The sequence below is a fragment of the Streptomyces sp. NPDC001348 genome, from assembly GCF_053597535.1.
The window spans coordinates 39,330-63,418 of record NZ_JBSFIK010000016.1; the positions used below are offsets into that span (position 1 = coordinate 39,330).

At 72.6% G+C, this 24,089-nt stretch carries 23 protein-coding genes and 1 pseudogene; 15 read left to right on the plus strand and 9 right to left on the minus strand.

The annotated features are described in order from the left end of the window. The first annotated feature begins 23 nt into the window (after positions 1-23). The 12 genes from ACWC21_RS18620 to ACWC21_RS18675 all read left to right on the plus strand — a co-directional run bounded on the left by ACWC21_RS18620 (position 24) and on the right by ACWC21_RS18675 (position 12,675). Entirely contained in the window at positions 24-1,055 is a 1,032-nt protein-coding gene (locus ACWC21_RS18620; protein ID WP_450883054.1) for an SMP-30/gluconolactonase/LRE family protein, read from the plus strand. A 77-nt stretch (positions 1,056-1,132) separates the two neighbouring features. Continuing rightward, entirely contained in the window at positions 1,133-1,594 is a 462-nt protein-coding gene (crcB, locus tag ACWC21_RS18625) for a fluoride efflux transporter CrcB (protein WP_450883056.1), read from the plus strand. After that, on the plus strand, positions 1,591-1,971 hold the full coding sequence (locus ACWC21_RS18630; RefSeq protein ID WP_450883058.1) for a DUF190 domain-containing protein: 381 nt from the start codon (positions 1,591-1,593) through the stop codon (positions 1,969-1,971). Before crcB (ACWC21_RS18625) ends, ACWC21_RS18630 begins: the two co-directional genes overlap by 4 nt. Next, on the plus strand, positions 1,968-2,333 hold the full coding sequence (gene crcB / locus ACWC21_RS18635) for a fluoride efflux transporter CrcB (RefSeq protein ID WP_450883060.1): 366 nt from the start codon (positions 1,968-1,970) through the stop codon (positions 2,331-2,333). The genes ACWC21_RS18630 and crcB (ACWC21_RS18635) overlap by 4 nt, the downstream gene beginning before the upstream one ends. A 75-nt stretch (positions 2,334-2,408) precedes the next feature. After that, positions 2,409-3,245: an undecaprenyl-diphosphate phosphatase gene (locus ACWC21_RS18640; protein WP_450883062.1), complete on the plus strand. Its 837-nt coding sequence runs from the start codon at positions 2,409-2,411 to the stop codon at positions 3,243-3,245. 131 nt (positions 3,246-3,376) lie between these two features. After that, on the plus strand, positions 3,377-4,108 hold the full coding sequence (locus ACWC21_RS18645) for a FadR/GntR family transcriptional regulator (RefSeq protein WP_450883064.1): 732 nt from the start codon (positions 3,377-3,379) through the stop codon (positions 4,106-4,108). Then, positions 4,105-5,541: an amino acid permease gene (locus tag ACWC21_RS18650; RefSeq protein ID WP_450883066.1), complete on the plus strand. Its 1,437-nt coding sequence runs from the start codon at positions 4,105-4,107 to the stop codon at positions 5,539-5,541. Before ACWC21_RS18645 ends, ACWC21_RS18650 begins: the two co-directional genes overlap by 4 nt. 46 nt (positions 5,542-5,587) lie before the next feature. Continuing rightward, complete coding sequence (locus ACWC21_RS18655) at positions 5,588-6,607, plus strand: asparaginase (protein WP_450883273.1); 1,020 nt, start codon at positions 5,588-5,590, stop codon at positions 6,605-6,607. A gap of 767 nt (positions 6,608-7,374) precedes the next feature. Beyond that, positions 7,375-8,787: an aspartate ammonia-lyase gene (aspA, locus tag ACWC21_RS18660; RefSeq protein WP_450883068.1), complete on the plus strand. Its 1,413-nt coding sequence runs from the start codon at positions 7,375-7,377 to the stop codon at positions 8,785-8,787. Between the two features lie 49 nt (positions 8,788-8,836). After that, on the plus strand, positions 8,837-9,775 hold the full coding sequence (locus ACWC21_RS18665) for a glutaminase (protein ID WP_450883070.1): 939 nt from the start codon (positions 8,837-8,839) through the stop codon (positions 9,773-9,775). 114 nt (positions 9,776-9,889) lie between these two features. Continuing rightward, entirely contained in the window at positions 9,890-11,296 is a 1,407-nt protein-coding gene (gene mptB, locus ACWC21_RS18670; RefSeq protein ID WP_450883072.1) for a polyprenol phosphomannose-dependent alpha 1,6 mannosyltransferase MptB, read from the plus strand. Beyond that, entirely contained in the window at positions 11,293-12,675 is a 1,383-nt protein-coding gene (locus ACWC21_RS18675; protein WP_450883074.1) for a glycosyltransferase 87 family protein, read from the plus strand. Before mptB ends, ACWC21_RS18675 begins: the two co-directional genes overlap by 4 nt. 59 nt (positions 12,676-12,734) lie before the next feature. On the opposite strand, the pseudogene ACWC21_RS18680 reads toward ACWC21_RS18675, so the two are convergent. Both ACWC21_RS18680 and rho read right to left on the minus strand, forming a co-directional pair. After that, a pseudogene (locus tag ACWC21_RS18680) lies at positions 12,735-13,553 on the minus strand (D-alanyl-D-alanine carboxypeptidase family protein); the annotation flags it as partial. Positions 13,554-13,639: 86 nt separating this feature from the next. Beyond that, complete coding sequence (gene rho / locus ACWC21_RS18685; RefSeq protein ID WP_450883076.1) at positions 13,640-14,788, minus strand: transcription termination factor Rho; 1,149 nt, start codon at positions 14,786-14,788, stop codon at positions 13,640-13,642. A 471-nt stretch (positions 14,789-15,259) separates the two neighbouring features. Between rho and ACWC21_RS18690 the strand changes: the two genes are divergently transcribed. Further along, positions 15,260-16,159, plus strand: a complete 900-nt coding sequence (locus ACWC21_RS18690) for a hypothetical protein (RefSeq protein ID WP_450883078.1) — start codon at positions 15,260-15,262, stop codon at positions 16,157-16,159. 46 nt (positions 16,160-16,205) lie between these two features. On the opposite strand, the gene ACWC21_RS18695 is transcribed toward ACWC21_RS18690, so the two are convergent. Next, entirely contained in the window at positions 16,206-16,613 is a 408-nt protein-coding gene (locus tag ACWC21_RS18695; RefSeq protein WP_450883080.1) for a nuclear transport factor 2 family protein, read from the minus strand. A 70-nt stretch (positions 16,614-16,683) separates the two neighbouring features. Here ACWC21_RS18695 and ACWC21_RS18700 point away from each other — a divergent pair, with 70 nt between their 5' ends. Both ACWC21_RS18700 and ACWC21_RS18705 read left to right on the plus strand, forming a co-directional pair. Beyond that, a complete protein-coding gene (locus ACWC21_RS18700; RefSeq protein ID WP_450883082.1) occupies positions 16,684-17,247 on the plus strand; it encodes a PadR family transcriptional regulator in 564 nt (187 codons plus the stop codon). Positions 17,248-17,252: 5 nt separating this feature from the next. Continuing rightward, positions 17,253-17,987 carry a class I SAM-dependent methyltransferase gene (locus tag ACWC21_RS18705; protein ID WP_450883084.1) on the plus strand — a complete coding sequence of 245 codons (735 nt, stop codon included), beginning with the start codon at positions 17,253-17,255 and terminating at the stop codon, positions 17,985-17,987. A gap of 262 nt (positions 17,988-18,249) precedes the next feature. On the opposite strand, the gene ACWC21_RS18710 is transcribed toward ACWC21_RS18705, so the two are convergent. The 6 genes from ACWC21_RS18710 to ACWC21_RS18735 all read right to left on the minus strand — a co-directional run bounded on the left by ACWC21_RS18710 (position 18,250) and on the right by ACWC21_RS18735 (position 24,043). After that, positions 18,250-18,924, minus strand: coding sequence for a nuclear transport factor 2 family protein (locus tag ACWC21_RS18710; RefSeq protein WP_450883086.1), 675 nt, complete (start codon positions 18,922-18,924; stop codon positions 18,250-18,252). Between the two features lie 91 nt (positions 18,925-19,015). Next, complete coding sequence (locus tag ACWC21_RS18715; RefSeq protein ID WP_450883088.1) at positions 19,016-19,984, minus strand: acetylxylan esterase; 969 nt, start codon at positions 19,982-19,984, stop codon at positions 19,016-19,018. Between the two features lie 96 nt (positions 19,985-20,080). Beyond that, positions 20,081-20,659, minus strand: coding sequence for an Rv1733c family protein (locus ACWC21_RS18720; protein WP_450883090.1), 579 nt, complete (start codon positions 20,657-20,659; stop codon positions 20,081-20,083). A 327-nt stretch (positions 20,660-20,986) separates the two neighbouring features. Continuing rightward, positions 20,987-21,457 carry a MarR family winged helix-turn-helix transcriptional regulator gene (locus ACWC21_RS18725; protein WP_450883092.1) on the minus strand — a complete coding sequence of 157 codons (471 nt, stop codon included), beginning with the start codon at positions 21,455-21,457 and terminating at the stop codon, positions 20,987-20,989. A 31-nt stretch (positions 21,458-21,488) separates the two neighbouring features. Continuing rightward, complete coding sequence (locus ACWC21_RS18730) at positions 21,489-22,778, minus strand: vWA domain-containing protein (RefSeq protein ID WP_450883094.1); 1,290 nt, start codon at positions 22,776-22,778, stop codon at positions 21,489-21,491. Continuing rightward, the gene (locus tag ACWC21_RS18735; RefSeq protein WP_450883096.1) at positions 22,775-24,043 is read right to left on the minus strand and encodes an AAA family ATPase; all 1,269 of its coding nucleotides are present in this window, start codon (positions 24,041-24,043) and stop codon (positions 22,775-22,777) included. The genes ACWC21_RS18730 and ACWC21_RS18735 overlap by 4 nt, the downstream gene beginning before the upstream one ends. Positions 24,044-24,089: the final 46 nt, after the last annotated feature.

Consider the following 24,089-nt stretch of genomic DNA (forward strand, 5'->3'; position numbering starts at 1 on the left):
GGATCACGAAGGACAGGGCGCACATGGACCGAGCCACGGCACCCGCACCCCTGCGCCCCCTCCACTACGTGGCGATCGGCGGCCGGGGGCCCGAGGACGTGGTGGCCGACGACCGGGGCCGTGTCCTGACCGGCGTCGAGGACGGCCGCATCCTGCGCCTCGACGGCCTCGACGGCCTCGACGGCCTCGACGGCCTCGACGACCCGGGCACGGCCCGCGTCGAGGTGCTCGCCGAGACCGGCGGCCGGCCCCTCGGCCTGGAACTCCTCCCGGACGGCGACCTGCTCGTGTGCGACGCCGAACGCGGTCTGCTCCGCGTCGGCCTCGGCGACCGTGCCGGCGGCTCCGTGTCCGACCGTGCCGGCGGCTCCGTGGAGGTACTCGCCGGCTCGGTGGCGGGGGAGCCGCTGCGGTGCTGCAGCAACGTGGTGGCCCTGTCCGACGGCAGCGTGTACTTCACCGTCTCCAGCCGCCGTCACCCCCTGCGTCACTGGATGGCCGACCTCGTCGAACACACCGGCACGGGACGCCTGCTGCGCCTCCCGCCCGGCGGCGGCAGCCCCGAGGTGCTGCTGGAAGGGCTGCGGTTCGCCAACGGCCTCGCCCCGAGCGCGGACGAGTCCAGCCTGGTGGTGGCCGAGTCCGGTGCCCGCCGGCTGACCCGCTACAGGCTCACCGGCCCGCGGGCGGGCACCGCCGAGCCCCTCGCCGACGGCCTTCCGGGCATGCCCGACAACATCTGGCGCGCCGGACGGTCCGGTCCGATCTGGGTGGCTCTGGCCGGGCCGCCCGTCCCCCCGCTGGACCTGCTGCACCGCGCTCCGCCCGCAGTGCGCCGCGCCGCCGCACGCGCGGCCGCGCACGCGCCCTTCCGCCCGACGGGCTACGCCGGCGTCCTGGCCGTCGACGACGACGGAACCACCGTCCACCACCTCACCCGCCGCCGATCCGGCTTCCGCATGGTCACCAGCGTCTGCCGCACCGGCGGCCACCTGGTCCTGGGCAGCCTCTGGGAGCGCGGGATCGCGGTCTGCGAGGCACCCACCGCGACGTGACCCCCGCCGCCGCCCGGCGGTACCCTGATGCCCGGCCGTGATCGAGACGACGGGGCCGAACCAGGAGACGTACCACCATGACAGCCCCGGAAGCCGAGAGCCTCCGCGTCCAGCCCGGCCCCGTGCGGCCGCCGGCCTGGCGTGCGCAGGTACCCGTGGTCGCCGTGGTCGCCCTCGGCGGTGCCCTCGGCGCGACGGCCCGCTACGCACTGTCCCTCGCCTGGCCGACCGCCCCGGACGGTTTCCCCTGGGCGACCTTCTGGACCAACGTCAGCGGCTGCGCCGTGATCGGCGTGTTCATGGTGATCATCACCGATGTGTGGGCCGCCCACCGCCTCGTCCGCCCCTTCTTCGGCACGGGTGTGCTCGGCGGGTTCACCACCTTCTCCACGTACGCCGTCGACATCCAGAAGCTTCTCGACGGCGGTCACCCCCGTACGGCGCTCGCCGATCTCGCCGCGACCCTGTTCGCGGCCCTCGCGGCGGTCTGGGCCGCCGCGGCGGCGACCCGCCGTGTACTGAAGCGGAGGCAGCCATGACCCGGCTGACCGGCAGCGCGCTGCGCGTCACCGTCTTCGTCGGCGAGCACGACACCTGGCACCACAAGCCCCTGTACAGCGAGATCGTGCACCGGGCCCATGCGGCCGGTCTCGCGGGAGCCAGCGTCTTCCGGGGCATCGAGGGCTTCGGCGCCTCCTCCCTGATCCACACCTCACGGCTGCTGTCCCTGAGCGAGGACCTGCCCGTGGCGATCGTCATCGTCGACACCGAGGAGCGGGTACGGGCCTTCCTGCCGCAGCTCGACGAACTGGTCACCGAGGGCCTGGTGATCCTCGACGACTGCGAGGTCATCAGGTACGCGGCCCGCGACACCGGTCCGGGCGGCACGGACGGAAAGGGTAAGAAGTCGTTGTGAACTGGCTGCTGGTCGCCCTGGGCGCCATGGTCGGTGCTCCGCTGCGCTACCTGACCGACCGCGCGGTGCAGTCCCGGCACGACTCGCTCTTCCCCTGGGGCACGTTCGTGGTGAATGTCACCGGCTGCCTGATCCTCGGCCTGCTGGCCGGGGCGTCCTCCGCCGACCCGCACCTGAGGCTGCTGCTGGGCACCGGCCTGTGCGGGGCGCTGACGACGTACTCGACCTTCTCGTACGAGACCCTGAGGCTGACCGAGACCGGTGCGGGGCTCTACGCTGCCGCCAATGCCGTCGCGAGTGTGGCGGTGGGCCTCGGTGCGGCCTTCGCCGGCGTGTCGCTCGCCCAGGCGGTAGGGGCGTAGGCACGGGACTCACACCCGGGCATAGTAAGACTGTCTACAGCACTGTCGACCAACTCCTCAGCAGAACTGGATCCCATGAGCGCCATCTCCGTCGGTCAGGCCGTCGTCCTCGGAGTCGTCGAGGGGGTGACCGAATTCCTCCCCGTGTCCTCGACCGGCCACCTCAAGATCACCGAGGGGCTCATGAACATCCCCGTCGACGACAAGTCCGTCGTCGGGTTCTCCGCCGTCATCCAGGTCGGCGCCATCGCGGCCGTGCTCGTGTACTTCTTCAAGGACATCGTGCGCATCGTCTCGGCCTGGGGCCGTGGCATCCGCAACAAGCAGGAGCGCTACCACCACGACTACAAGTTCGCCTGGTGGGTGATCTACGCGACCATTCCGATCGTCGCGGTGGGTCTGGCCGCCAAGCCGCTGATCGAGGGCCCCCTCGCCTCGCTGTGGGTGGTCGCGGGCTCGCTGATCGTCGGTTCCGGTGTGATGTGGGCGGCGGACCAGATGGGCCGGCACAAGCGCGGCGAGGACGACACCTCGTTCAAGGACGCGATGCTCGTCGGCTGCTCCCAGATCCTCGCCCTGCTCTTCCCCGGTTTCTCCCGTTCCGGCGCCACCATGTCCACCGCGCTCATCCTCGACCTGGACCGCGTCGCCGCCACCCGTCTGTCCTTCTTCCTGGGCATCCCGGCCCTGACCGGCGCCGGTCTGTACGAGCTGAAGGACGCCCTGGGCGCGGGCGTGGGCGCCGCCCCGCTGGCCGTCGGCACCATCGTCTCCTTCGTGGTCGCCTACGCCTCCATCGCCTGGCTGCTGAAGTTCGTCGCCAAGCACTCCTTCAACGCCTTCGTGCTGTACCGGATCGTCGTCGGCCTCGCGCTCTTCGGTCTGCTGGGCAGCGGGGTGCTCGACAGCTGACCGGTGTCCGGTCGCCGGTCGTCCGTGATCTCCCACGGGGTGTGATGCAGAGATTCATGCATCACACCCCGTGAATGTTTCCTTTCCAGGTGTCTTGACAGCGTCGTTCCGTAACCCCCAGGATCGAGCCCGTGAACCTGTCAGACAGCCAGACAGGTGGTCCGGGACCGCGGCGCGTCAGCGCGATGGAAGCGGTACTCGCCCACCTCCGCGGTGCCATCGAGCGCGGTCAGTACGCCATCGGGGAGAAGCTCCCGTCCGAGGCGGAACTCTGCCGCACACTCGAGGTCTCCCGGCCCGTGCTCCGCGAGGCCCTGCGGGCCCTGCAGACCATGGGCCTGACCGTCTCCAAGACGGGCAAGGGCACCTTCGTCGTGGCGCAGGCCGTCGAGGACCCCACCTTCGGCGACTACGCGGCAAGTGACCTGCTCGAGGTGCGCCGGCACATCGAGATCCCGGTCGCCGGCTACGCGGCCGCGCGCCGCACCCCGGAGAACCTCGACCACCTCGCCCACCTGCTGGACCGCATGGAGCGGGAGACGGACACCACCGCCTGGGTCGCGATGGACACCCTCTTCCACCTCGCCGTGGCCGAGGCCGCCCAGAACCCGGTCTTCCGCCGGGTCATCGAGGAGATCCGCGACGCACTGGCGCGTCAGTCGGCCTTCCTCAACGAGCTGGGCGGCCGCCGGGAGCAGTCCAACCGCGAGCACCGGGCGATCGTCGAGGCGCTGGTCGACGGCAGCGAGCACGACGCGGTGGAGGCCATGTCCCACCACCTCGACCGCGTCGAGACGACCCTCACCGACATCGTGCGCTCCCCGCGCACGGACACCTCCACGGAAGGCGGACCCGAGGCGTGAGCGAGCACCTCAAAGAAGAGACGCGCCCATCGTCCCGTCACGTCGACGCCGGCGACTCGGGCTACAGCAAGTCCCTGAAGTCCCGGCACGTGAACATGATCGCCATCGGCGGCGCCATCGGCACCGGCCTCTTCCTCGGCGCCGGCGGCCGTCTGGCCGACGCCGGACCGTCCCTGTTCATCGCCTACGCGGTCTGCGGCGTCTTCGCGTTCCTCGTCGTACGTGCCCTCGGCGAACTGGTGCTGCACCGGCCGTCCTCCGGCGCCTTCGTCTCGTACGCCCGGGAGTTCCTCGGGGAGAAGGGCGCGTACACCGCGGGCTGGATGTACTTCCTCAACTGGGCGACCACCGGTATCGCCGACATCACCGCGGTGGCCACCTACACCCACTACTGGGGCATGTTCTCCGACATCCCGCAGTGGGTCATCGCGCTGGTCGCGCTGGCCGTCGTCCTGACCGTGAACCTGATATCCGTGAAGATGTTCGGTGAACTGGAGTTCTGGTTCGCGATCGTCAAGGTCGGGGCACTCGTGGTCTTCATGTGCATCGGCATCTTCCTGTTGGTCACCCAGCACCCGGTGGACGGCCACCACCCCGGCCCGTCCCTGATCACCGGCAACGGCGGAGTCTTCCCCAACGGCCTGATGCCGATGCTGCTGATCATCCAGGGCGTCGTCTTCGCCTACGCCTCCGTCGAGTTGGTCGGCGTCGCGGCAGGTGAGACCGAGAACCCCGAGAAGATCATGCCGAAGGCGATCAACTCGATCATGTGGCGCGTGGGCGTGTTCTACGTCGGTTCGGTCGTCCTGCTGTCGATGCTGCTGCCCTGGAACAAGTACTCGGCAGGGGAGAGCCCCTTCGTCACCGTGCTGTCCAACATCGGCGTCCCGGCGGCCGGCGGTGTGATGAACCTGGTGGTCCTCACCGCGGCGATGTCCTCGCTCAACTCCGGCCTGTACTCCACCGGCCGCATCCTGCGCTCGATGGCGGTCAGCGGCTCGGCCCCGAAGTTCACCGCGCGGATGAGCCGCAGTCAGGTGCCGTACGGCGGGATCCTGCTGACCAGCGGTATCTGTGTGCTGGGCGTCGGCCTCAACTTCGTCGTCCCCGCCGACGCCTTCGAGATCGTGCTCAACTTCGCGGCGATCGGTATCCTTGCCACCTGGGGCATGATCATGATCTGTCACCTGTTCTTCTGGCGGAAGACCCAGAAGGGCGAACTGACCCGGCCCGGTTACCGGCTGCCGGGTTCCCCCTGGACCGAACTCGTGACGCTGGCGTTCCTCGCCTCCGTCCTGGTCCTGATGTACGCCGACGGCGGCGCCGGACGCACCACCGTGCTGTGCCTGCCGCTGATCGTCGCGGCGCTGGTCGCGGGCTGGTACGCCGTCCGCGGCCGAACGGCGCGCCAGTCCACGGGGGCCGACGCGTGAACCGGGCGCCGGTCCACCACACCACCCACCAGTGATTCAGGCAATGATGTACAGCAGCTCACCCCTGGCAGCACCCATCGCCCGCGAGCCGCTCCATGCTCCCGTGGCCCACCTCGTACGGGGCGGGATCGTCGAGGGCGTCCACTACGGCTCCGTCGTCGTCCTCGGTACCGACGGGGAGGTCCGCCTCCAACTCGGTGACATCGAGGTCGCCTTCTACCCCCGCTCGGCGCTCAAGCCCGTCCAGGCCGTGGCCATGGTGCGGCTCGGGCTGCCGCTCGACGGGGCCCTGCTCTCCCTCGCCGCGGCCAGCCACTCGGGCGAGGAGTACCACCTCGCCGGGACCCGGCAGATCCTCGAGCTCGCCGGGCTGACCGAGGACGACCTGCGCAACGTCCCCGACCTGCCCTTCGACCCCGTGGTGCGGGACGTCTGGGTCCGGGAGGGCCGCCTGCCCTCCCGGCTCGCCCAGAACTGCTCCGGCAAGCACGCGGCGATGCTGTGGACCGCCAAACTCAACGGCTGGTCCCTGGACGACTACCTGGACCCGGGACACCCCCTCCAGCAGGCGATCGCGGAGACCGTCGAGGACCTCACGGGCCAGCGCATCGCCCGCGTGACCGTCGACGGGTGCGGCGCCCCGCTGTTCTCCGTCTCCCTGAACGGCCTCGCCCGTGCCGCCGCCCGCATCACCACCGGGGCGCCCAGCACGGCCGAGGGCCAGGTCGCCGATGCCATGCGCGAGCACGCCGAGATGGCCTCCGGCTCCGGCCGCGACGTCGCCGCCCTGATGCGGGCCGTTCCCGGACTGCTGGCCAAGGACGGCTTCGAGGGTGTCGAGGTCGCCGCCCTCCCGGACGGCCGGGCCGTCGCCGTCAAGATCGCCGACGGCGCCAACCGGGCCCGCGTCCCCGTCACCGCCGCCGCCCTCGTCCGCGCCGGCGTCGACCCCGCCCTGCTCACCGAGTTCGCGGGCGAGCCGCTGCTCGGCGGCGGGGAGCCCGTGGGCTGCGTACAGCCGGTCCGGACACTGGACCCGGTCGCGCTCCTGTCCGCCTGCGCGTAGCCGCGACACCGGGTTTCGACGGGGTCTGCCGTGCGGGTGTCCGCGACGCCTAAGGGGTCCTTGCACTATGGGCGCCCGATGAGGTCGCGTGGTCTGGTGCCGTGCATCGCAAGGCGCCGGAGAGCCCTCGATGGGGGTCCCCCCGCTCGAGTGAAGCCGAGAGTGGGGGAGGAGCTACCAGGGCTTTTCGGCAACGCGGCGAGGTGCGGTGCCAGGCCGCGCGACCCGGGCGGGCATAGTGCAAGGACCCCTAAGCGGCCGGCTCCGCGGGCGGTGCCCGTGGGACTGGCCCGGTTCGACCGCCGGGTGGTTGCCCGACGTACCGGCCGGGCCCCGGCGCGAGACGCTGCCCGGGGTGCCGCTCGGCACCGCTCGTGGCCACCGGCGGTGGACATGTGCGCGTGCTGGCGGCCGGTTCGGCCGGGGGCGCGCCCGGCACGGCGCCCGGTCGTGCCGACGGTGCGCGGAGCCGGACGGCCGACCGCCGTTCGACGGCGTCAGGGCGCGGGCCCCGGCCGGGCCGTGTCGCAGGCCGGGCCCCGAGGCCGAGGCGGTGTCCGTCGTACCGCTTCCGCCGGGCGGACGGGTGCGCCGGTCCAGGGCGCCGCGGACGCTGCCCGGGGAAGCCGGCACCCCCGCAGCGCCGGATCCGTCGGGGCTCCGTTTCCCTCACCAGAGCCGGCCTGCCTGGGAGAGCCGCCCGCCCACCCCGTCCCCACCGATCCACCCCACCACCACTCCGTACCTCCGAAAGAGGCCCGCACCGCATGACTGCCGCCGCCACCCGCATCGAACACGACCTGCTCGGCGACCGTGACGTCCCCGCCGACGCGTACTGGGGTGTCCACACCCTGCGCGCCACGGAGAACTTCCCCATCACCGGCACTCCCATCTCCGCCTACCCGCACCTGGTCGACGCCCTGGCCGCCGTGAAGGAGGCCGCCGCGCTGGCCAACGAGGAACTGGGGCTGCTGGAGCCGGCGAAGGCGGCCGCCATCGTCGCCGCCTGCCGTGAGATCCGCGACGGCAAGCTGCACGACCAGTTCGTCGTGGACGTCATCCAGGGCGGCGCGGGCACGTCCACCAACATGAACGCCAACGAGGTCGTGGCGAACCGGGCACTGGAGCTGCTGGGCCACGCCAAGGGCGAGTACCGGTACCTGCACCCCAACGAGGACGTGAACCGGGGGCAGTCCACCAACGACGTCTACCCGACCGCGGTCAAGATCGCCACGGTCTTCGCGGTACGCGGACTGCTCAAGGCGATGGCCGTCCTGCAGGACTCCTTCGCACGCAAGGCGGTGGAGTTCCGGGACGTGCTGAAGATGGGCCGCACCCAGCTGCAGGACGCCGTCCCCATGACGCTCGGGCAGGAGTTCTCGGCGTACGCGGTGATGCTGGACGAGGACCGCAGCAGGCTGGCGGAGGCCGTCGAGCTGATCCACGAGATCAACCTGGGCGCGACCGCGATCGGTACCGGCCTCAACGCCCCCGCCGGATACGCCGAGTCCGCCCGCCGCCACCTCGCCGGGATAACCGGCCTGCACCTGGTGACCGCCGCCAACCTCGTCGAGGCCACCCAGGACTGCGGCGCGTTCGTGCAGATGTCCGGGGTGCTGAAGCGGATCGCGGTCAAGCTGTCCAAGAGCTGCAACGACCTGCGGCTGCTCTCCTCCGGGCCGCGCGCGGGCCTGGGCGAGATCAACCTGCCGCCGGTGCAGGCCGGCTCGTCCATCATGCCGGGCAAGGTCAACCCGGTGATCCCCGAGGTCGTCAACCAGGTCGCCTTCGAGGTGATCGGCAACGACGTCGCCATCACCATGGCCGCCGAGGCCGGACAGCTCCAGCTCAACGCCTTCGAACCGATCATCCTGCACTCCCTGTCGGAGAGCATCACGCATCTGCAGAGCGCCTGCGTCACCCTCGCCGAGCGGTGCGTGAACGGCATCACCGCCAACACCGAGGCGCTGCGCGCCACCGTCGAGAACTCCATCGGCCTGGTCACCGCCCTCAACCCGCACATCGGGTACACGGCCGCCACCGACATCGCCAAGGAGGCCCTCGCCACCGGCCGTGGCGTGGCCGAACTGGTGCTGGAGAAGGGCCTGTTGCCCGCCGACACGCTGGCCGGCCTGCTGCGCCCGGAGATCCTCGCCGGCAACGGGGCATCCCTCGCCTGACCTGCGTCGAAGCAAGCACGTTCGGATCCCGGGACCGGCCGGAGGCACAATGGTGATCATGACAACGACGTCGTCCCCCACCTTCCTGCCGGTCCTGGAGCGCATCGCCGAGGAGATGGCACGGACGCCCGGCCGAGGGCGTCCCGCCGACTACATCCCGGCGCTCGCGGCCTGCGACCCCCGCAGCTTCGGTATGGCCGTAGCCGAGCTCGACGGCACCGTCTACGGGGTGGGGGACTGGCGGCAGCCGTTCTCGGCGCAGTCCATCACCAAGGTCTTCACACTCGCCCTCGACCTCGCCCGTGAGGGCGACGAACTCTGGGAGCACGTGGGCCGGGAGCCCTCCGGCAACCCGTTCAACTCCCTGGTGCAGCTGGAGTACGAGAACGGCATCCCGCGCAATCCCTTCATCAACGCGGGCGCGCTGGTCGTCACCGACCGACTGCAGACCCGTACCGGCGACGCGGCCGGAGAACTGCTGGCCTTCCTGCGCGCCGAGAGCGGCAACGCGGACCTGGACTTCGACAAGGAGGTAGCCGCCTCCGAGACCGCGCACGGTGACCGCAACGCGGCCCTCGCCCACTTCATGGCGTCCTACCGCAACATCGACAACCCGGTGCCGGTCCTGCTCGACCAGTACTTCCGGCAGTGCTCCGTCGCCGCCTCCTGCGCCGACCTGGCGCTCGCCACCACGTTCCTGGCCCGGCACGGCGTCCGTGCCGACGGCACCCGCCTGCTCACCCGCAGCCAGGCCAAGCAGGTCAACGCGGTGATGCTGACCTGCGGGACGTACGACGCGGCCGGGGAGTTCGCCTACCGTGTCGGGCTGCCCGGCAAGAGCGGGGTCGGCGGCGGGATCATCGCGGTGGTGCCGGGCCGCTGCACCCTGTGCGTGTGGAGCCCCGGACTCGACGAGCGCGGCAACTCGGTGGCGGGTCTGGCCGCCCTCGACAGGTTCACGACCCTCACCGGACTCTCGGTGTTCTGATCCCGTACAGGACGCGGGGCGCCATCACACCCCGGTCACGAGCAGGCCGCCCACCGGAGGGAGGAGCGTCGTTTTCCGGCCATCCGGCGTTGACATTCTGCCCCGGTGTTGGCCATGGCTTCCCCCGTCGATCTCCGCCGCTGTCAGATACTGGGCCTGGCAGGTACCACCTGCCTGGCGCTGGGCGGTGAGACGGCCGGCGCCCTGCCCGTCCGGGACCTCCTCGCCCCCGCCTCCGCCCGCGCCGCCCTCGGCCTGGTGGGCGTGTACTTCGGTGTCGTGCTGCTCATCGCGGCCTGGCTGCTGCTGGGCCGTCTGGTGCGCGGCGACCGTCCGCCCACCCCGCGCGCCCTGCTGCTGGTCCTCGCCGTGTGGGCGGCCCCGCTGCTGCTGGCGCCGCCGCTGTTCAGCCGGGACGTGTACAGCTATCTCGCGCAGGGGGCCATGGTCGACGCCCACATCGACGTGTACGCGCACGGTCCGGACCGCCTCGGGGGGCCGCTGGCCGACGAGGTCGCTCCGGTGTGGCGGAACACGGCGGCCCCCTACGGCCCGGCCTTCATGGCAGCGGCCTCCGCCCTGGCCGGGCTGACCCGGGGCGAGCTGCCCGCCGGGTTGTTCGGGATGCGGCTCCTGGCCCTGACCGGAGTGGCGCTGATGGCTGCCGCGCTGCCCCGTCTGGCCCGGTACAGCGGCGCAGATCCGGCCGCCGCCCTGTGGCTCGGTGCCCTGAACCCGCTGGTCCTGCTGCACCTGGTGGCCGGGGCCCACAACGACGCCATCATGCTCGGCCTGCTCGGACTGGGCCTGGTGGCGGCGCTGCGCCGCCCGTCGGGCCGGTGGCCCGTCCTGGGCGCCGTCCTCGTCACACTCGCCGCCCTCGTCAAGGCGCCCGCCGCGCTCGGCCTGCTGGCGGTCGTCGTCGTACGGGTGCGCGGCGGATGCCGGCCGCTGCGAGCCGCCCTGACGACCGCGCTCACGGCGGGCGCGACCACTGCCGCGGCAACCGCCGTGGCCGGAACCGGGTACGGCTGGATCACCGCGCTCGACACACCCGTCTCCCCGCAGAACTGGGCGCTCACCAGTCTGCTCGGCCGTGCCACCGGCGCACTGCTCGCGCGCCTCGGCAGCGACCTTGCCCCGCTGGCCGTCCCGGCGTGGCACGTGCTCGGCCTCGCGGTCACCGCCGCCGCCGTCCTGCTCATCTGGCTGCGGCTGCGGCCCGCCCCGGTGTACGCGCTCGGCCTGAGCCTCGCGGTGGTGGCGGCCCTCGGCCCGGCCATCCGCCCGTGGTACGCCCTGTGGGGACTGTTCCTGATCGCGGCGGCGGCCCCCAGCACCTCGGTACGGCGGCGGGTGGCCGCCGTCACGGGTGTGCTCGCGCTGGCGGCCCTGCCGAGCGGCGGCCCGGCGGACTCCGGACAACTGGTGCTGGCGGTCTCCGGCGGCGTTCTCGCGGTGGTCGTCCTGGCGCAGGCCCATCAGGCCGCCCGGACGCCGGTCCTGGGGCGTACGGCGTGAGGGGGCCGGACACCGACCGGGGGCGGCTGCTGCTCGTCCTGGCCCTCGCCGCCGCGGTCACCGTCTTCACCGCGACCGTGCCGCTGCTGCGCGGCTGGTTCGACCTGCGCGTCTACTACGGCACCGTGGACGGCTGGATCCACCACGGCGGCCGGATCTACGACTACCGGATGCCGGGCACGCCGTACGGCTTCACCTACCCCCCGTTCGCCGCCCTGGTCATGCTGCCGATGGCGCTGATCGGCCTGCGCGCCACGATCGCCGCCTCCGTGCTGCTGAACCTGGCCGCGCTGGCGGTCGTGCTGCGCATCCTGGCCGGAGCCGACTGGCGACGACACGGCTGGTACCGCTGGTCCCTGGCCGCCTGTCTGCTCGCGCTGTTCGAGCCGCTGCGCGACACCTTCGGCTTCGGCCAGGTCAACCTCCTGCTGCTGGCCCTGGTGCTCGGCGACGGGTGGCTGCTCGCGAACGGGCGGGGCCGCTGGGCGGGCGCCGGGGTGGGGCTGGCCGCCGCGGTCAAACTCACCCCCGCCCTCTTCATCGGCCTGATGCTGGTCGCCCGCCGGTGGCGGGCCGCCGCGCTGGCGACGGTGGTCGCCGCCGGGGCGAGCGCGCTCGCGGTCTGGGCGGATCCGGGCGCCTCCCGCTTCTACTGGACCGAGGCACTCTGGGACACCGGCAGGGTCGGCCGACCGGACTACGTCTCGAACCAGTCCCTCCAGGGCGTACTGGCCCGGCTCGGTGAACCGGGCCGCCCGGTGTGGGCGACGGCCGTACTGCTCGTGCTGTGCGTGTGGGCGTGGCGGGCACGCCGGGCGGTCGCGGCAGATGACTGGCCGGCCGCCTTCGCCCTCACCGGCCTCACCGCGTGCCTGGTCAGCCCGATCACCTGGGTGCACCACCTGGTGTGGCTGCTGCCGTCCTTCGCCGTGCTGGTCCGCGCCGGACGCCGCCGCCTGGCAGGCGCCCTGTACGCCGTGATGTGCACCAGCGTGGTGTGGCTCTGGTACGACGACGCCTCGGGCCTCGACGGGTTCCTGGGCAGCAACACCTACACGTGGATCACCCTCGGTCTGCTGCTGGGGCTGCCCGTCGGTCAGCCGCTCGCCCTCCGTCTGACCCTGGCGCGCAGCGCGAACGCCACGGCCGTCGTGCCGAGACCGGCCGCGCCCGCGATGACGCCGGCGGCCGGCCAGTCGGACCCGGTGTCCGCGGGGGACGGCGTCGGCGCCGCCAGGGGCGGTACGGACGCGGCCGGGTGCGGCCGCGGGGCCAGGGCGTCCAGCGAGCCCACCGGATCGACCCGGCCGGACGCGGCGAAGCCCCAGTCCAGCAGGGCTCGCGCCTCCTCGTACACGGCGAAGCCGCCGCCCTCCTGAGGGTTCATCACCGTCACCACGAGCGTGCGTCCGCCCCGGCGTGCCGCGGCGACGAGCGTGTTGCCCGCATTGCTGGTGTAGCCGTTCTTGATGCCGATCAGGCCGGGGTACGGCGCCACGCCGTCCTCGCCGGTCAGCAGCCGGTTGGTGTTCTCGATGCCGTACGACCCGCCGTCGTCACCGGGGAACCGGGCCTCGGCGGTGGAGCAGTACCGGGCGAAGTCGCGGTTGCGCAGTCCGGCGCGGCCGAACACCGCCAGGTCGTACGCCGACGACACCTGGCCGGGCATGTCGTAGCCGTCCGGTGAGACGACCTTGGTGTCCAGGGCGCCGAGCGCACGGGCCCTGGTCTGCATCCGCGCCGCGGTGGCCTCCCAGCCGCCGCCGAGCGAGGCGAGGACGTGCACGGCGTCGTTGCCGGAGCTGAGGAAGACCCCCCGCCACAGGTCGGCCACCCGGTAGGTGTGGCCCTCGACGACTCCGACGAGGCTGCTGCCCTCGCCGACGTCCGCCAGTTCCCTGGCGTCGACGGTGTGCCGCGTGCCGCCGGGCAGGGACGGCAGCACGGTCAGGGCGAACAGGGTCTTCAGCGTGCTGGCGGGCGGCAGTGGGCGGTGCGCGTCGGACGCGGCCAGCACCTCGCCGCTGCCGGCGTCGGCCACCAGCCACGACAGCGCGGAGACGTACGGCACCCCGGGCGCCCCGGGATGCGGCCGGACCTGGGTGCCGGAGCGGTACAGGAGCGACGGCTGCGGGACCGCCGCCCTCGGCCGCCCGGGCGGGGCGGGGTCCGCCACCGCCGGCATCAGCGCGAGCACGCCCGCCGCACACAGGGCGCAGGTCGTGGCGGCCACCCGGGAAGAGAGTCCGATCATCATATGAATCAACGTAGGAACGGACAGGCCGTGGACCGCGTTGCCCGGGCCGGAGGACGGCGCGGAGCAACCCGGATGCCGCACGCAGGTCAGTCCGCCGGCAGTGTCGGAAGGACCCGCCGCAGGAACGCCGCGTTGTCGGGGGTCTCACGCAGCCGCCGCAGCAGGGTCTCCAGGTTCGCCGGGCCGCCGTCCCGCGACCGCAGTGCGCGACGCAGGCCCCGTACCACGGTCAATTCGGCCGGGGACAGCAGGAGTTCCTCGCGGCGGGTGCCGGACTGATCCAGGTCGACGGCCGGGAACAGGCGGTGGGAGGCCAGTTCCCGGTCCAGACGGAGCTCCATGTTGCCGGTGCTCTTCAGCTCCTCGAAGAACAGGCCGTCGGCGCGGGAGCCGGTGTCCACCAGCGCGGTGGCGAGGATGGTGAGCGAGCCGCCCTCCTCGGCGTGCCGCGCCGCGCCGAAGAACCGCTTGGGGCCGAGCAGCGCGCCCGCGTCGACGCCGCCGCTGAGGGTGCGTCCGCCGGCGGAGGCCGCGTTGTTGTGGGCCCGGCACAGCCGGGTCAGGGAGTCGAGCAGGATGACGACGTCCTCACCGTCCTCGACGAGCCGCTTGGCGCGTTCGACGACGAGTTCCGCGAGCGCGATGTGGTCCTTGGCCGGCCGGTCGAAGGTCGAGGCGTACACCTCGCCGCGCACGGAGCGCCGCATGTCGGTGACCTCCTCGGGTCGCTCGTCGAGCAGCAGCACCATCAGCCGGCACTCGGGGTGGTTGCCCGCGACGGCGGCGGCGATCTGCTGGAGCAGCACGGTCTTGCCGGCCTTGGGCGGGGCCACGATCAGCCCCCGCTGGCCCTTGCCGACGGGTGTGAACAGGTCGGCGACGCGTCCGGCGAGCCCGGAGGCCGGGTGTTCGAGCCGGATGCGCTCGCGCGGGTGCAGCGGAGTCAGATCACGGAAGTGGCGTCGTCCGCGCAGCGCCTGGGGCGTGCGTCCGCCCACCCGGGCGATGTCGGTCAGTGCGCGCCGTTCACCGCGGACGCCCTCGACGAGGTCCCCCCGGCGCAGGCCGTGACGCCGGATCAGAGCGGGGGAGACCTGGGGGTCGGCGGGCGAGGGAAGGCAGCTCTCGGCGCGCAGGTGCCCCTTCCCCTGGGTGTCGATGTCGAGGACACCGGTGACGAGCTGGTCGGCCGGGGGCTGCTGACGTGCGGGAGGGTGTTCGAGTGTGGTGGTCATGGGGGTCCTTCCGGACGATCGGGAAAAGGAATGGAGGGGGAGCGGACCGCGCGGGAGGGCGTGGGAACGCGCCTCGGCGGTGGGAGCAGCACCTCGGGTGATCCGGGGGACGTCGCGGCCGCGGCGCGGACGTCCTGCTCGCGAGGTGGTGCGGGAAGCCGCCCCCGCCGGCCGGAAAGCGGCGGGCTGGGCGACTGGGTGAGGTGGAAAGGGCATCGGCGCCGAACACAGGGCGCGTCTCGATGCTGATCGCACTGTAGCAGTGGTCCGGCATTCGTCAACACGGCGTCGGCGGGATCCATTCCCCGTGCCGGCCGCGGCCCGCGCCCGGAAACCGTGCCGGCGGTACGACCCCGGCCCCGGCCGCAAGGGCTGCCGGTTTTCCGTCACGGGTCAGCAGCAGATGTCCCCAGACCATAACGATCCCGTACGGGGCGGGACTTGACCGCCCACATGCCTTATCTTCACGTCATGTCCACGCCGCCGCAGCCCGACCAGCCGTCGGACGCACCCGCTCAGCCGACCGCCTATCCCTACCCGGCGCCGCAGTCGCCGCCGCCCGGCGGGCCGACCGGATTCCCGCCCCCGGCGTCCCCGACGCTCCCGGCCCAGAACTTCTACGCCCAGCCGACCGTGGTCGGCCAGCCGGGCCAGCCGGGCCAGCCGGGCCAGCCGCAGCCGGGCAATCCGTATGCGCAGCAGGGCCCTTACGGTCCCGTGCCGGTCCCAGCGGCCGGTGGCGGAAGCGGCGGCGTCGGGCGGGCGGTCCTGTGGGCCGCGGTGGGTGCCGTGGTGGCGTCCGCGGCGTGGGGGGTCGGGGTGTTCGTGATCGGAGCCAAGGACAAGGCGGACCTGCGCGGTTACTCCGCACCCTCGAACCTCTGCTCGAGTTCGGACTACTCCTCGTTCAAGGACGAGTACCCGGAGAACGACACGTCCCCGACCCACAACTCACTGAAGGCCACCGCCCTCGACGAGGGGTCCTGCAGCATCGGCCTGAAGAAGACCGGTTCGAGCTACGCGGACGCCTACCTGTCCATCCAGATGGACCTGCACAGAAAGACCGATCCGGGACCGGAGTTCACGGCCACCTGGAAGAACTACGACAACAGCCACTCCGGTTACGACGTGCAGACCGTGAGCGGCATCGGTGACGAGGCCTATCTCGTCACCGAGGACACCACCAGCGGATCCTCCAGCGGCTCGCGGTACGCCACGCTGGCCGTGCGGGACGGCTGGATGACGTACACCATGAGCTACAGCGCCTATCTGTCCTCGTACGACCAGGACAAGAACCCGCCGCGGCTCGACGAGGTGACCGACTGGCTGAAGACGGACACGAAGGCGACCCTGGAGAACCTCAAGGACTGACCGACGGTGATCCCGGCGCCGTCGACCCGGCTGCCGGCATCCGACGTCAGGAGGCGGAGGCCGTACGTGCCTCCGCCTCCTTCGCGATCCTCTCGAACTGCGCGCCCATGGCCGCCGCCAGAGCCTGCGCGCCCGACAACGGCCGCACCATGACCGTCAGTTCGTCGATCAGGCCGTCCTCGTTCAGATGGATGAAGTCGCAGCCGGTCAGCTCTCGGTCGCCCACCCGGGTGGCGAAGACCAGTGCGTGGTCGCGCCCACCGTCGCCGGTGAGCTCCCGCTCGTACCGGAAGTCCTCGAAGACCCGTGCCACCCCGCGCAGGATCGCCGCGGTGATCGCCTTGCCCGGGTACGCCTTGAACGCGACCGGGCTGGTGAAGACGACGTCCTCGGCCAGGAGCGCCTCCACGGCGTCCATGTCGCCCGCCTCGACCGCCTCACGGAACGCACGCATCGGACCACCTCATAGTCAATTAATTGAATAGGTGCCGATGAGAATAATCACCTGCTGTTACCGTGTCCACATGTCGCTGAAGTACGCCGTCCTGGCCGCGCTCCTGGAGGGCGAGGCCTCGGGCTACGAGCTGTCCAAGGTCTTCGACGTCTCCCTGGCCAACTTCTGGCCGGCGACCCCGCAGCAGCTCTACCGCGAGCTGGAGCGTCTCGCCCAGGACGGGCTGATCGAGGCCCGGGTCGTGCGGCAGGAACGCCGGCCCGACAAGCGGATGTTCACCCTCACCGAAGCCGGCCGCGCGGACCTGAGCGCCTTCGCCGCCGAACCGCCGAAGCGGCCCACGGCCGTCCGCGACGAACTCCTCGTCAAGGTCCAGGCGATGGACGGCGTGGACCCCGCCGTCACCCGTGAGCTGATCGAGGAGCGCATGACATGGGCGCGTGGCAAGCTCGACCGCTATCTGCGCACCCGTGACCGCCTCCTCGACGGGCGCACGGAGGACGCGTACCTGAGCGGGGGCGACCGTATCGGGCCGTATCTGACGCTGATGGCCGGCATCGCCTTCGAGGAGGAGAACGTCCGCTGGTGCGAGCGGGTTCTGGCGGTCCTGAAGCAGCGTGTGGCCCAGGGCTGACCCGGATGTTCAGCCCCGAAGGCCCCACCCTGCGCGAACTCGCCGTCCAGGCGCTTTCGTCGGTCGAGCACGGCTACGACCTGCTCGCCCCGAAGTTCGACCACACCCCCTTTCGTACTCCCGGCCCGGTACTCGACGCGGTGGCCGCCGCGCTGCGCCGGACCGCCCCGTACGAGGACGGACTGGACCTGTGCTGCGGCACGGGCGCCGGGCTCGACGTCCTCGCCGAGGTGTGCCGGGGGAGCGTCACCGGCGTCGACTTCAGCGCGGGCATGCTCGCCGAGGCTCGCGGGCGGACCGGCGCACCCGTCCGGCTGGTCCGCGCCGACGCCCGCGCCCTGCCCTTCGGTCCCGCCTTCGACCTGGTCGTCAGCTTCGGGGCGCTCGGCCACTTCCTGCCCCGCGAGCTGCCCGGTCTGTTCGCCCAGGTGCACTCGGTGCTGCGCCCGGGCGGCCGGTTCGCGTTCCCCGTCATGGCTCCGCCCCGGCCGTCGTCCCCGGGATACTGGATGCTGCTCGGCTTCGACGCGGTGATGCGGGTGCGCAACGCCGTGTGGCGTCCGCCGTTCGTCATGTACTACCGCGCCGTCCGGTTCGGGGACCTGCTGGGGGAACTGGAGCGCGCCGGGTTCGTGGTGGACCTGCACGTCCTGCCCGGTTTCGGACGGCGCCCGGACGGCGGTCCCCGAGCCCGGCTCGTGGTGGCGCGCAGCGGTCCTCACCCCGCCGCCCGCCCGTAGCACACTGACGGGTGCTCCGAGCGCCCCGGTCGCGGAAGAACGCGCGAGGCACCTTGAGGCAACCGGACTTCGACTCAGGCGTGGCGCCGCTCTCCCTTCCCCGCCGTGGCCCGTCGAGGTCACCGACGACGAGCGGGGCACCGTCCTGACCACCGCGGACGGCAGGGCCCTGCGCTCGCACCGCGTCCTGGACCCCACCGCACCCGACACCCGCCCCGAGACGGCGGCCGGCCACGTCAGCGGCGCCTGGGGGGGTGAACCTCTAGAACATGCCGTTGTCGTTGGCGGAGGTCTCCGGGACCGCCTGGATGATGTCCCAGTGCTCGACGATCTTGCCGTTCCGCACCCGGAACAGGTCCAGGATCGCCGAGCCCCGGTCTCCCGGGTAGTTGACGTAGTGGCTGTGGACGGCCACCAGGTCGCCCTCGGCGATGATCCGCTTCGGGGTGACCGTCAGTTGCGGTGCCGAGGCGAAGTAACCGCCGAGGCCGGCCTTCGCGGCGGGCACGCCGTTCAGCATCTGCGGGTTGTGCTGGAGGTAGCCGGGATCCCAGTAGCGGTCGAGGGCACTCAGGTCCTTGTGGACCATGAGCTCGTCGAAGGCCTTGGTGACCAGTGCCTGGTTGGCCTGGGTGAGCCGGTGGTCCAGGGGCTGCGAGACCTGCGGTGAACTCAGCGTGGAGAACATGTCGTTGCCGCTGGCCGTGGTGTCCGGCACGTTCTGGATCACGTCCCAGTGCTCGGCGAGCTTGCCACCCTGGAACCGGAAGATGTCGATGACGGACGCGCCCTTGGTGCCCGGGACCAGCACCACGTTGGAGTGGAGCAGCACGAGGTCGCCCTGGGAGATGGCCCGCTTGACGTCGTACCGGGCGCCGGGGAACTGCTGACCGCCTGGAGCTCGGCCTGCGCACCACGACGACGTCCTCGCGGCCATCGCCGATCCCAAGTACGGGCGCCGCCGGGCCGAACTCCTCAGCCGGCTGAAAGGCTCGCGCGACTGGCTTCCTGGCATCGCCGACGAGTTCTCAGGCGTACGAGCGCAACCAGTGCAGCTTGGCCGCCTCCTGGTACGGGCCGCCACCCTCGTGGTCGTTGAAGTCGTAGACCTCGATCCTCTTGTCGTCGTCCGCCCACGCGTTGAAGGCCGCGAAGATCGTCGACGGCGGGCAGGTCTGGTCCTCCAGGGCCGTCGAGAACAGGGCGGGCGCCCGGCCGCGGGCCGCGAAGTGAACACCGTCGAAGTAGGACAGCGTGCGCAGGACGTCCTCGGTGCGGCCCCGGTGCGTCTTGAGGTAGAGGCCGATCTCCCGGTACGGGTGGCGGTCGGTCACGGTCACCGCGCGCGGGAAGTCGCACAGGAACGGCACGTCCGGGGCGACCGCCACCAGGTCCGGGACCAGCCCGCCCACCGCGAGGGTGATGCCGCCGCCCTGGCTGCCGCCGGTCGCCACGGTCCGCGCCGCGTCGGTCAGCGGGTGCGAGCGGGCCGCCTCGACCGCGCGTACCGCGTCCGTGAAGACCCGCCGGTAGTAGTAGTTCTCGGGGGCGTCGACGCCGCGCGTCATGAAGCCCGGGTACGCGGGCGAGCCGCCCACCGGGTCGGGCGTGCCGCCTCCGCCGCCCCAGGCGCTGCCCTGGCCGCGGGTGTCCATCACGAAGTGCGCCCGGCCCGTCGACGCCCACAGCAGGTGCTCGTGGGCCAGACCGCGCCCGCCGCCGTAGCCCACGAACTCCACCACCAGCGGCAGCGGCTCCTCGGCGCCGGCGGGCAGGGTCAGCCAGCCCTTCACCGGGTGGCCGCCGAACCCGGCGAACGTCACGTCGTACACCGACACCGTCGACAGGCCGGTGTCGACCGGTTCGAAGCGGGCGTCCAGGTCGTGCTCGCGAGCCTCCTGCAGAGTCTTGGACCAGAAGGCGTCGAAGTCCTCGGGCTCGGCGGACTCACTGCGGTAGGCGCGGAGTTCGTCGAGTGGAAGGTCGAACAGGGCCATCAGCAACCGCCTTTGAGTGAGAGCGTGCGGATGATCACACGGTACGTGGACGGCGGAGACCCCGCCAGGCCCACGCGGCAGTGCCCGATCCCTTGTTCAGGCCTTCCGCCGACTCCAGTCCGGCCCTGTACGGGCCCACTCCCGCTCCCACTCGTCCATGCGGTGCCGCAGCGACACGCGGCGGGTGATGCCGTGACCGAGGAGGACGAGGACCGCCGTGCCGCCCGCCGCGCACAGGCCGATGCCGACGGTGTGCTGCCAGATCGCGACGTCGTTCGGCGGGGGTGCCACGCTGCGGCCCCGGGAGTCGAACCACACGTCCACCACGTCTCCCTGCCCTGCCCCCGCCGGGACCCGCGCCGACACCGTACGGGTCCCGCCACCGGGCTCCGCCCAGCGCACCGTGGTCCGGTACGCGTGCCGGTCGCCCACCGAGGGCAGCTGCTCGGGCGCCACGCCGATCACCTCGGCACGGACGCGGTGGCGTTCGGCCCGCTGCGCCGTGGCGACCGCCACCGCCTCGGCATGGGCCCACAGGCCCGCCAGGGCCCCGGCCAGCGGTGCGCCCACGAGCAGCAGGACGGCGACGGCCAGCGCCGTCCACGCCTCCACGACGTCCGACCGGCGTCGTAGCGGATTGCGCCGCCAGCGCCATCCGCGCACCCGGGTCCGCATCTCGACCTCCTCGCCGTCACCCGAGCGGGAGGGACGGGCCGGCCCTCACCGGAGCCGGTCCGTCCTCCCGGCGCACGTCGCACGCATGCGAGTGTCCACACCGCTCTCGTACCCCGTACGGCGTAACTCGCTCACCTCACCGACCCACCACTTGAGCCCGCACACCCGAGTGAGCATGGCGAACGTGCCCACAGCGGCGCCGGACGCCCACTGGACCCGCCCCCGGTCATCGCGGCCGTACGAACCCTGCACGGGCCCGGGAGCAACCCGCCCGCGCCGCTCCTCGCCGCTGAGCGCCGGCGCCGGTGGCCCGACCCGGAGATCCGCTCACCCGGTGCCGTCGGTCTCCGGGGGCTGCGCGTTGTACCGCTCCAGGTAGGCGGCGAAGCGCCTCAGGTCCTCCTCCGGCCAGCCCGCCAGCCGTTCCCGGAAGGCCGTCCGGCGACGCCGGGTGACCTGGGCGAGGATCTCCTGTCCCGCCCCGGTCAGGTGCAACAGGCTGACCCGGTGGTCCTCCGGGTCCCGGCGCCGCTCGATGAGACGGGCCCGTTCCAGCGCGGCCACCTGACGGCTGACCGTGGACTTGTCCAGGGCGTAGTGCGCGGCCAGGTCGGTGGCGCGGCAGCCGCCGACCTCCTCCAGATGGCCGAGCAGTGTGTACGACACCAGTGACAGCTCCGGATGCATGCGCCCCGCCGAGGCCCGGGCCCGGCGGGCGAAGATGGTCATCTCGCGCTGGATGGTCTCGACGGCCGTCTCGGCTGCTGTCACGGGTGTACCTCCTCCGCCTGGTTGCATACTACAACTAGCGACGGAGGCGGGTCCCGGTTCAGGGCGCGGCGGATCCGATGACCACCACGCGAGCCCACCGAGGGGGAGCGGACGGGACGTGATCGGGATCGTCCTCGTCCCACGATCCGGCCGCTCCCCGGCGCGGGAACAGCCCCACCACCGTCCGGCAGGACGGGCGAGCGTCCGGCCAGGGTGTGTGGCCGTCCGTCAGGACCACGACCACGTCGGGCCGGGGCCGCGCCCGCAGCGCCCGGACGAACCCCGCGCGGAGATTCGTACCGCCACCGCCCACCAGCGGTATGGACTCGGCCCGGCACAGCGGGAGCACGGCCTGGGCCGCCGCGTCGCACGACAGCACGGTGACCAGGTCACGCCGGCCGCCCACGGCACGGGCGATCGCGGCGACCTCCAGCAGAGCACTGCCCAGTTCGGCGTCACTGACCGACCCGGAGGTGTCGACGATCACCGACACCCGGGGCGGCCTGCGTCGCAGGCTCGGCAGGACGGCGCCGGGAACTCCGGCCGAGCGCCGTGACGGGCGGCCGTAGCTGTAGTCCTCGCCGGCACCCGGGGCGGAGGCGGCCGAGCGGACCGCCGCGCCCAGCAACTCCCGCCACGGCTGCGGCGGATGGAACACCTCCTCCGCCCACCGCCGCCATCCCTTCGGGGCGCTTCCCGGGCGGCCGCTGATGCCGCGCGCCACCCGGAACCGGACCGCGTCCCGTTCCTGTTCGTCGAGACCGTGCGCGCCGTCGGGCCCCAGGTCCCACTCCCGCTCCAGCCCGTCGGCGCCGCTGCCGCAGTCCAGCCAGGCCAGCTCCCCCAGGATCGGCCCCAGCCCGAACCGCCGCAGGTAGTCCTCCATCAGCTCGTCCGGAGGCAGCCGCAACCGCCGGGGATCGACGGCGCCTTCGGGACGGACCAGCCCGTCACCGTACACGTCGTCGTTGATCTCGCAGTCCGCGGCGATGTTCATCCGCAGCCGTTCCGCGCGGCCGGTCAGCCCGCGCTCCCGCGCGACCCGGTCGCTGCGCCCGTGGTGGTCCCGCAGCAGGTGCGACACCTCGTGCACCCACACCCCGGCCAGCTCCTCCACCGGCGTACGGTCCACGAACGCCGGCGAGACATAGCACCGCCAGTGCCGGTCGACGGCCATCGTCGGCACCCGCCGCGACTCCACGGCGTGCAGCGCGAACAGAGCCGTCGCCAGGTACGGCCGCACCCGGGCCGCGTGCAGCCGGGCGGCGAAGAGCTTCTCACGGTCCAGCGCCCCCGGCGCGTTCGCCGTCTTCGGTGCGTCCGCCGTCCCCGGCCCGTCCGCGCTCACCGGCCCGCCCGCACGGCGGTCTCGGCCCGGGCCGCGGCGGCGTCGGCCCGCCGGGACAGGGACACCGCTCCGGCCAGCCGCTCGATCGACGCCGGGACGTCCCAGCCCTCCCTGCGCAGGGCGGCCAGCGTGGTCGCGGGGACGACCACCACATCAGGCGCCCCGGTCTCCAGCGCGCGGACCAGCAGCGCCCAGGCCGCGTCCCAGCGGGCCCGCTCCGGGCGCCCCCGGACCGCGGCCACCACCCCGTCCAGCGCCGCCTGCCGCAGGTCCCCGCGCTCGGGCAGCACCGCCGCCGCCGGGTCGGCCAGGAGCGCCTCGGGGTCGGGGAGGTCCATCCGGTCCACGCTCGCCAGCAGCTCGAAGGCCGGACCGTCCCCCACGGTGCCTCGCACCAGCACGGACAACACGTCCCGCGGGGAGTCCGCGGCGGTCGCGAAGGCGATCAGCCGAAGGGCCGCCTCCCAGCTGCGGGGCGAGGGCCAGGCGCCGCCCCGGCCTGTCTCGCTCGTGGGCAGCCGGTGCACGAGCCCCGGGCGGGCGGAGAGGAACCCGCACACCGCGCGCCGGGCGAAGGACACGGCCTCCGGCAGCCTCTCCGGGGCGAGCCGGGGCAGGGTCGCCCGTGGCCAGGTCCCGCCGAGCCCGCGTACCACGACGTCGTGGTCATGGGTCCACTGCAGATGCACGAACCGGTTGGCCAGCGGAGGACTCAGTTCCCAGCCGTCGGCCGCCGACGACCGCGGATTGGCGGCGGCCACGATCCGCACACCGGGCGGCAGCCGCAGCGCGCCGACCCGCCGTTCCAGTACGAGACGGAGCAGCGCGGCCTGCACGGCCGGGGGCGCGGTGGACAGCTCGTCCAGGAACAACAGCCCGCGCCCCGCCCGGACCAGACGCACCGCCCAGTCCGGCGGGGCCATCGGGACACCCTGTTCGGCCGGGTCGTCGCCCACCACGGGCAGCCCCGAGAAGTCGGACGGCTCATGGACGCTGGCGATCACCGTGGTCAGCGGCAGGTCCAGGGCCGCGGCCAGCTGGGTCAGCGCCGCGGTCTTGCCGATCCCCGGCTCACCCCACAGGAGCACCGGCAGGTCGGCGCAGACGGCAAGTGTCAGGGCCGCCAGCTGGGTGTCGGCGCGCGGCTCGGTGGTCGTGTTGCGCAGCAGAGCCAACAGTTCGCCGGCGACGTCCAGTCGGGAGACGGAGGCGGAAGAGGGGCGGGTCGTCGAAGCAGGGGAAGCGGCGGGCAGGTGTGCGGGCATGTGTGATCACCTTTGGTGTGTGGTGGCGTGACGGCGGCCCAGGGGG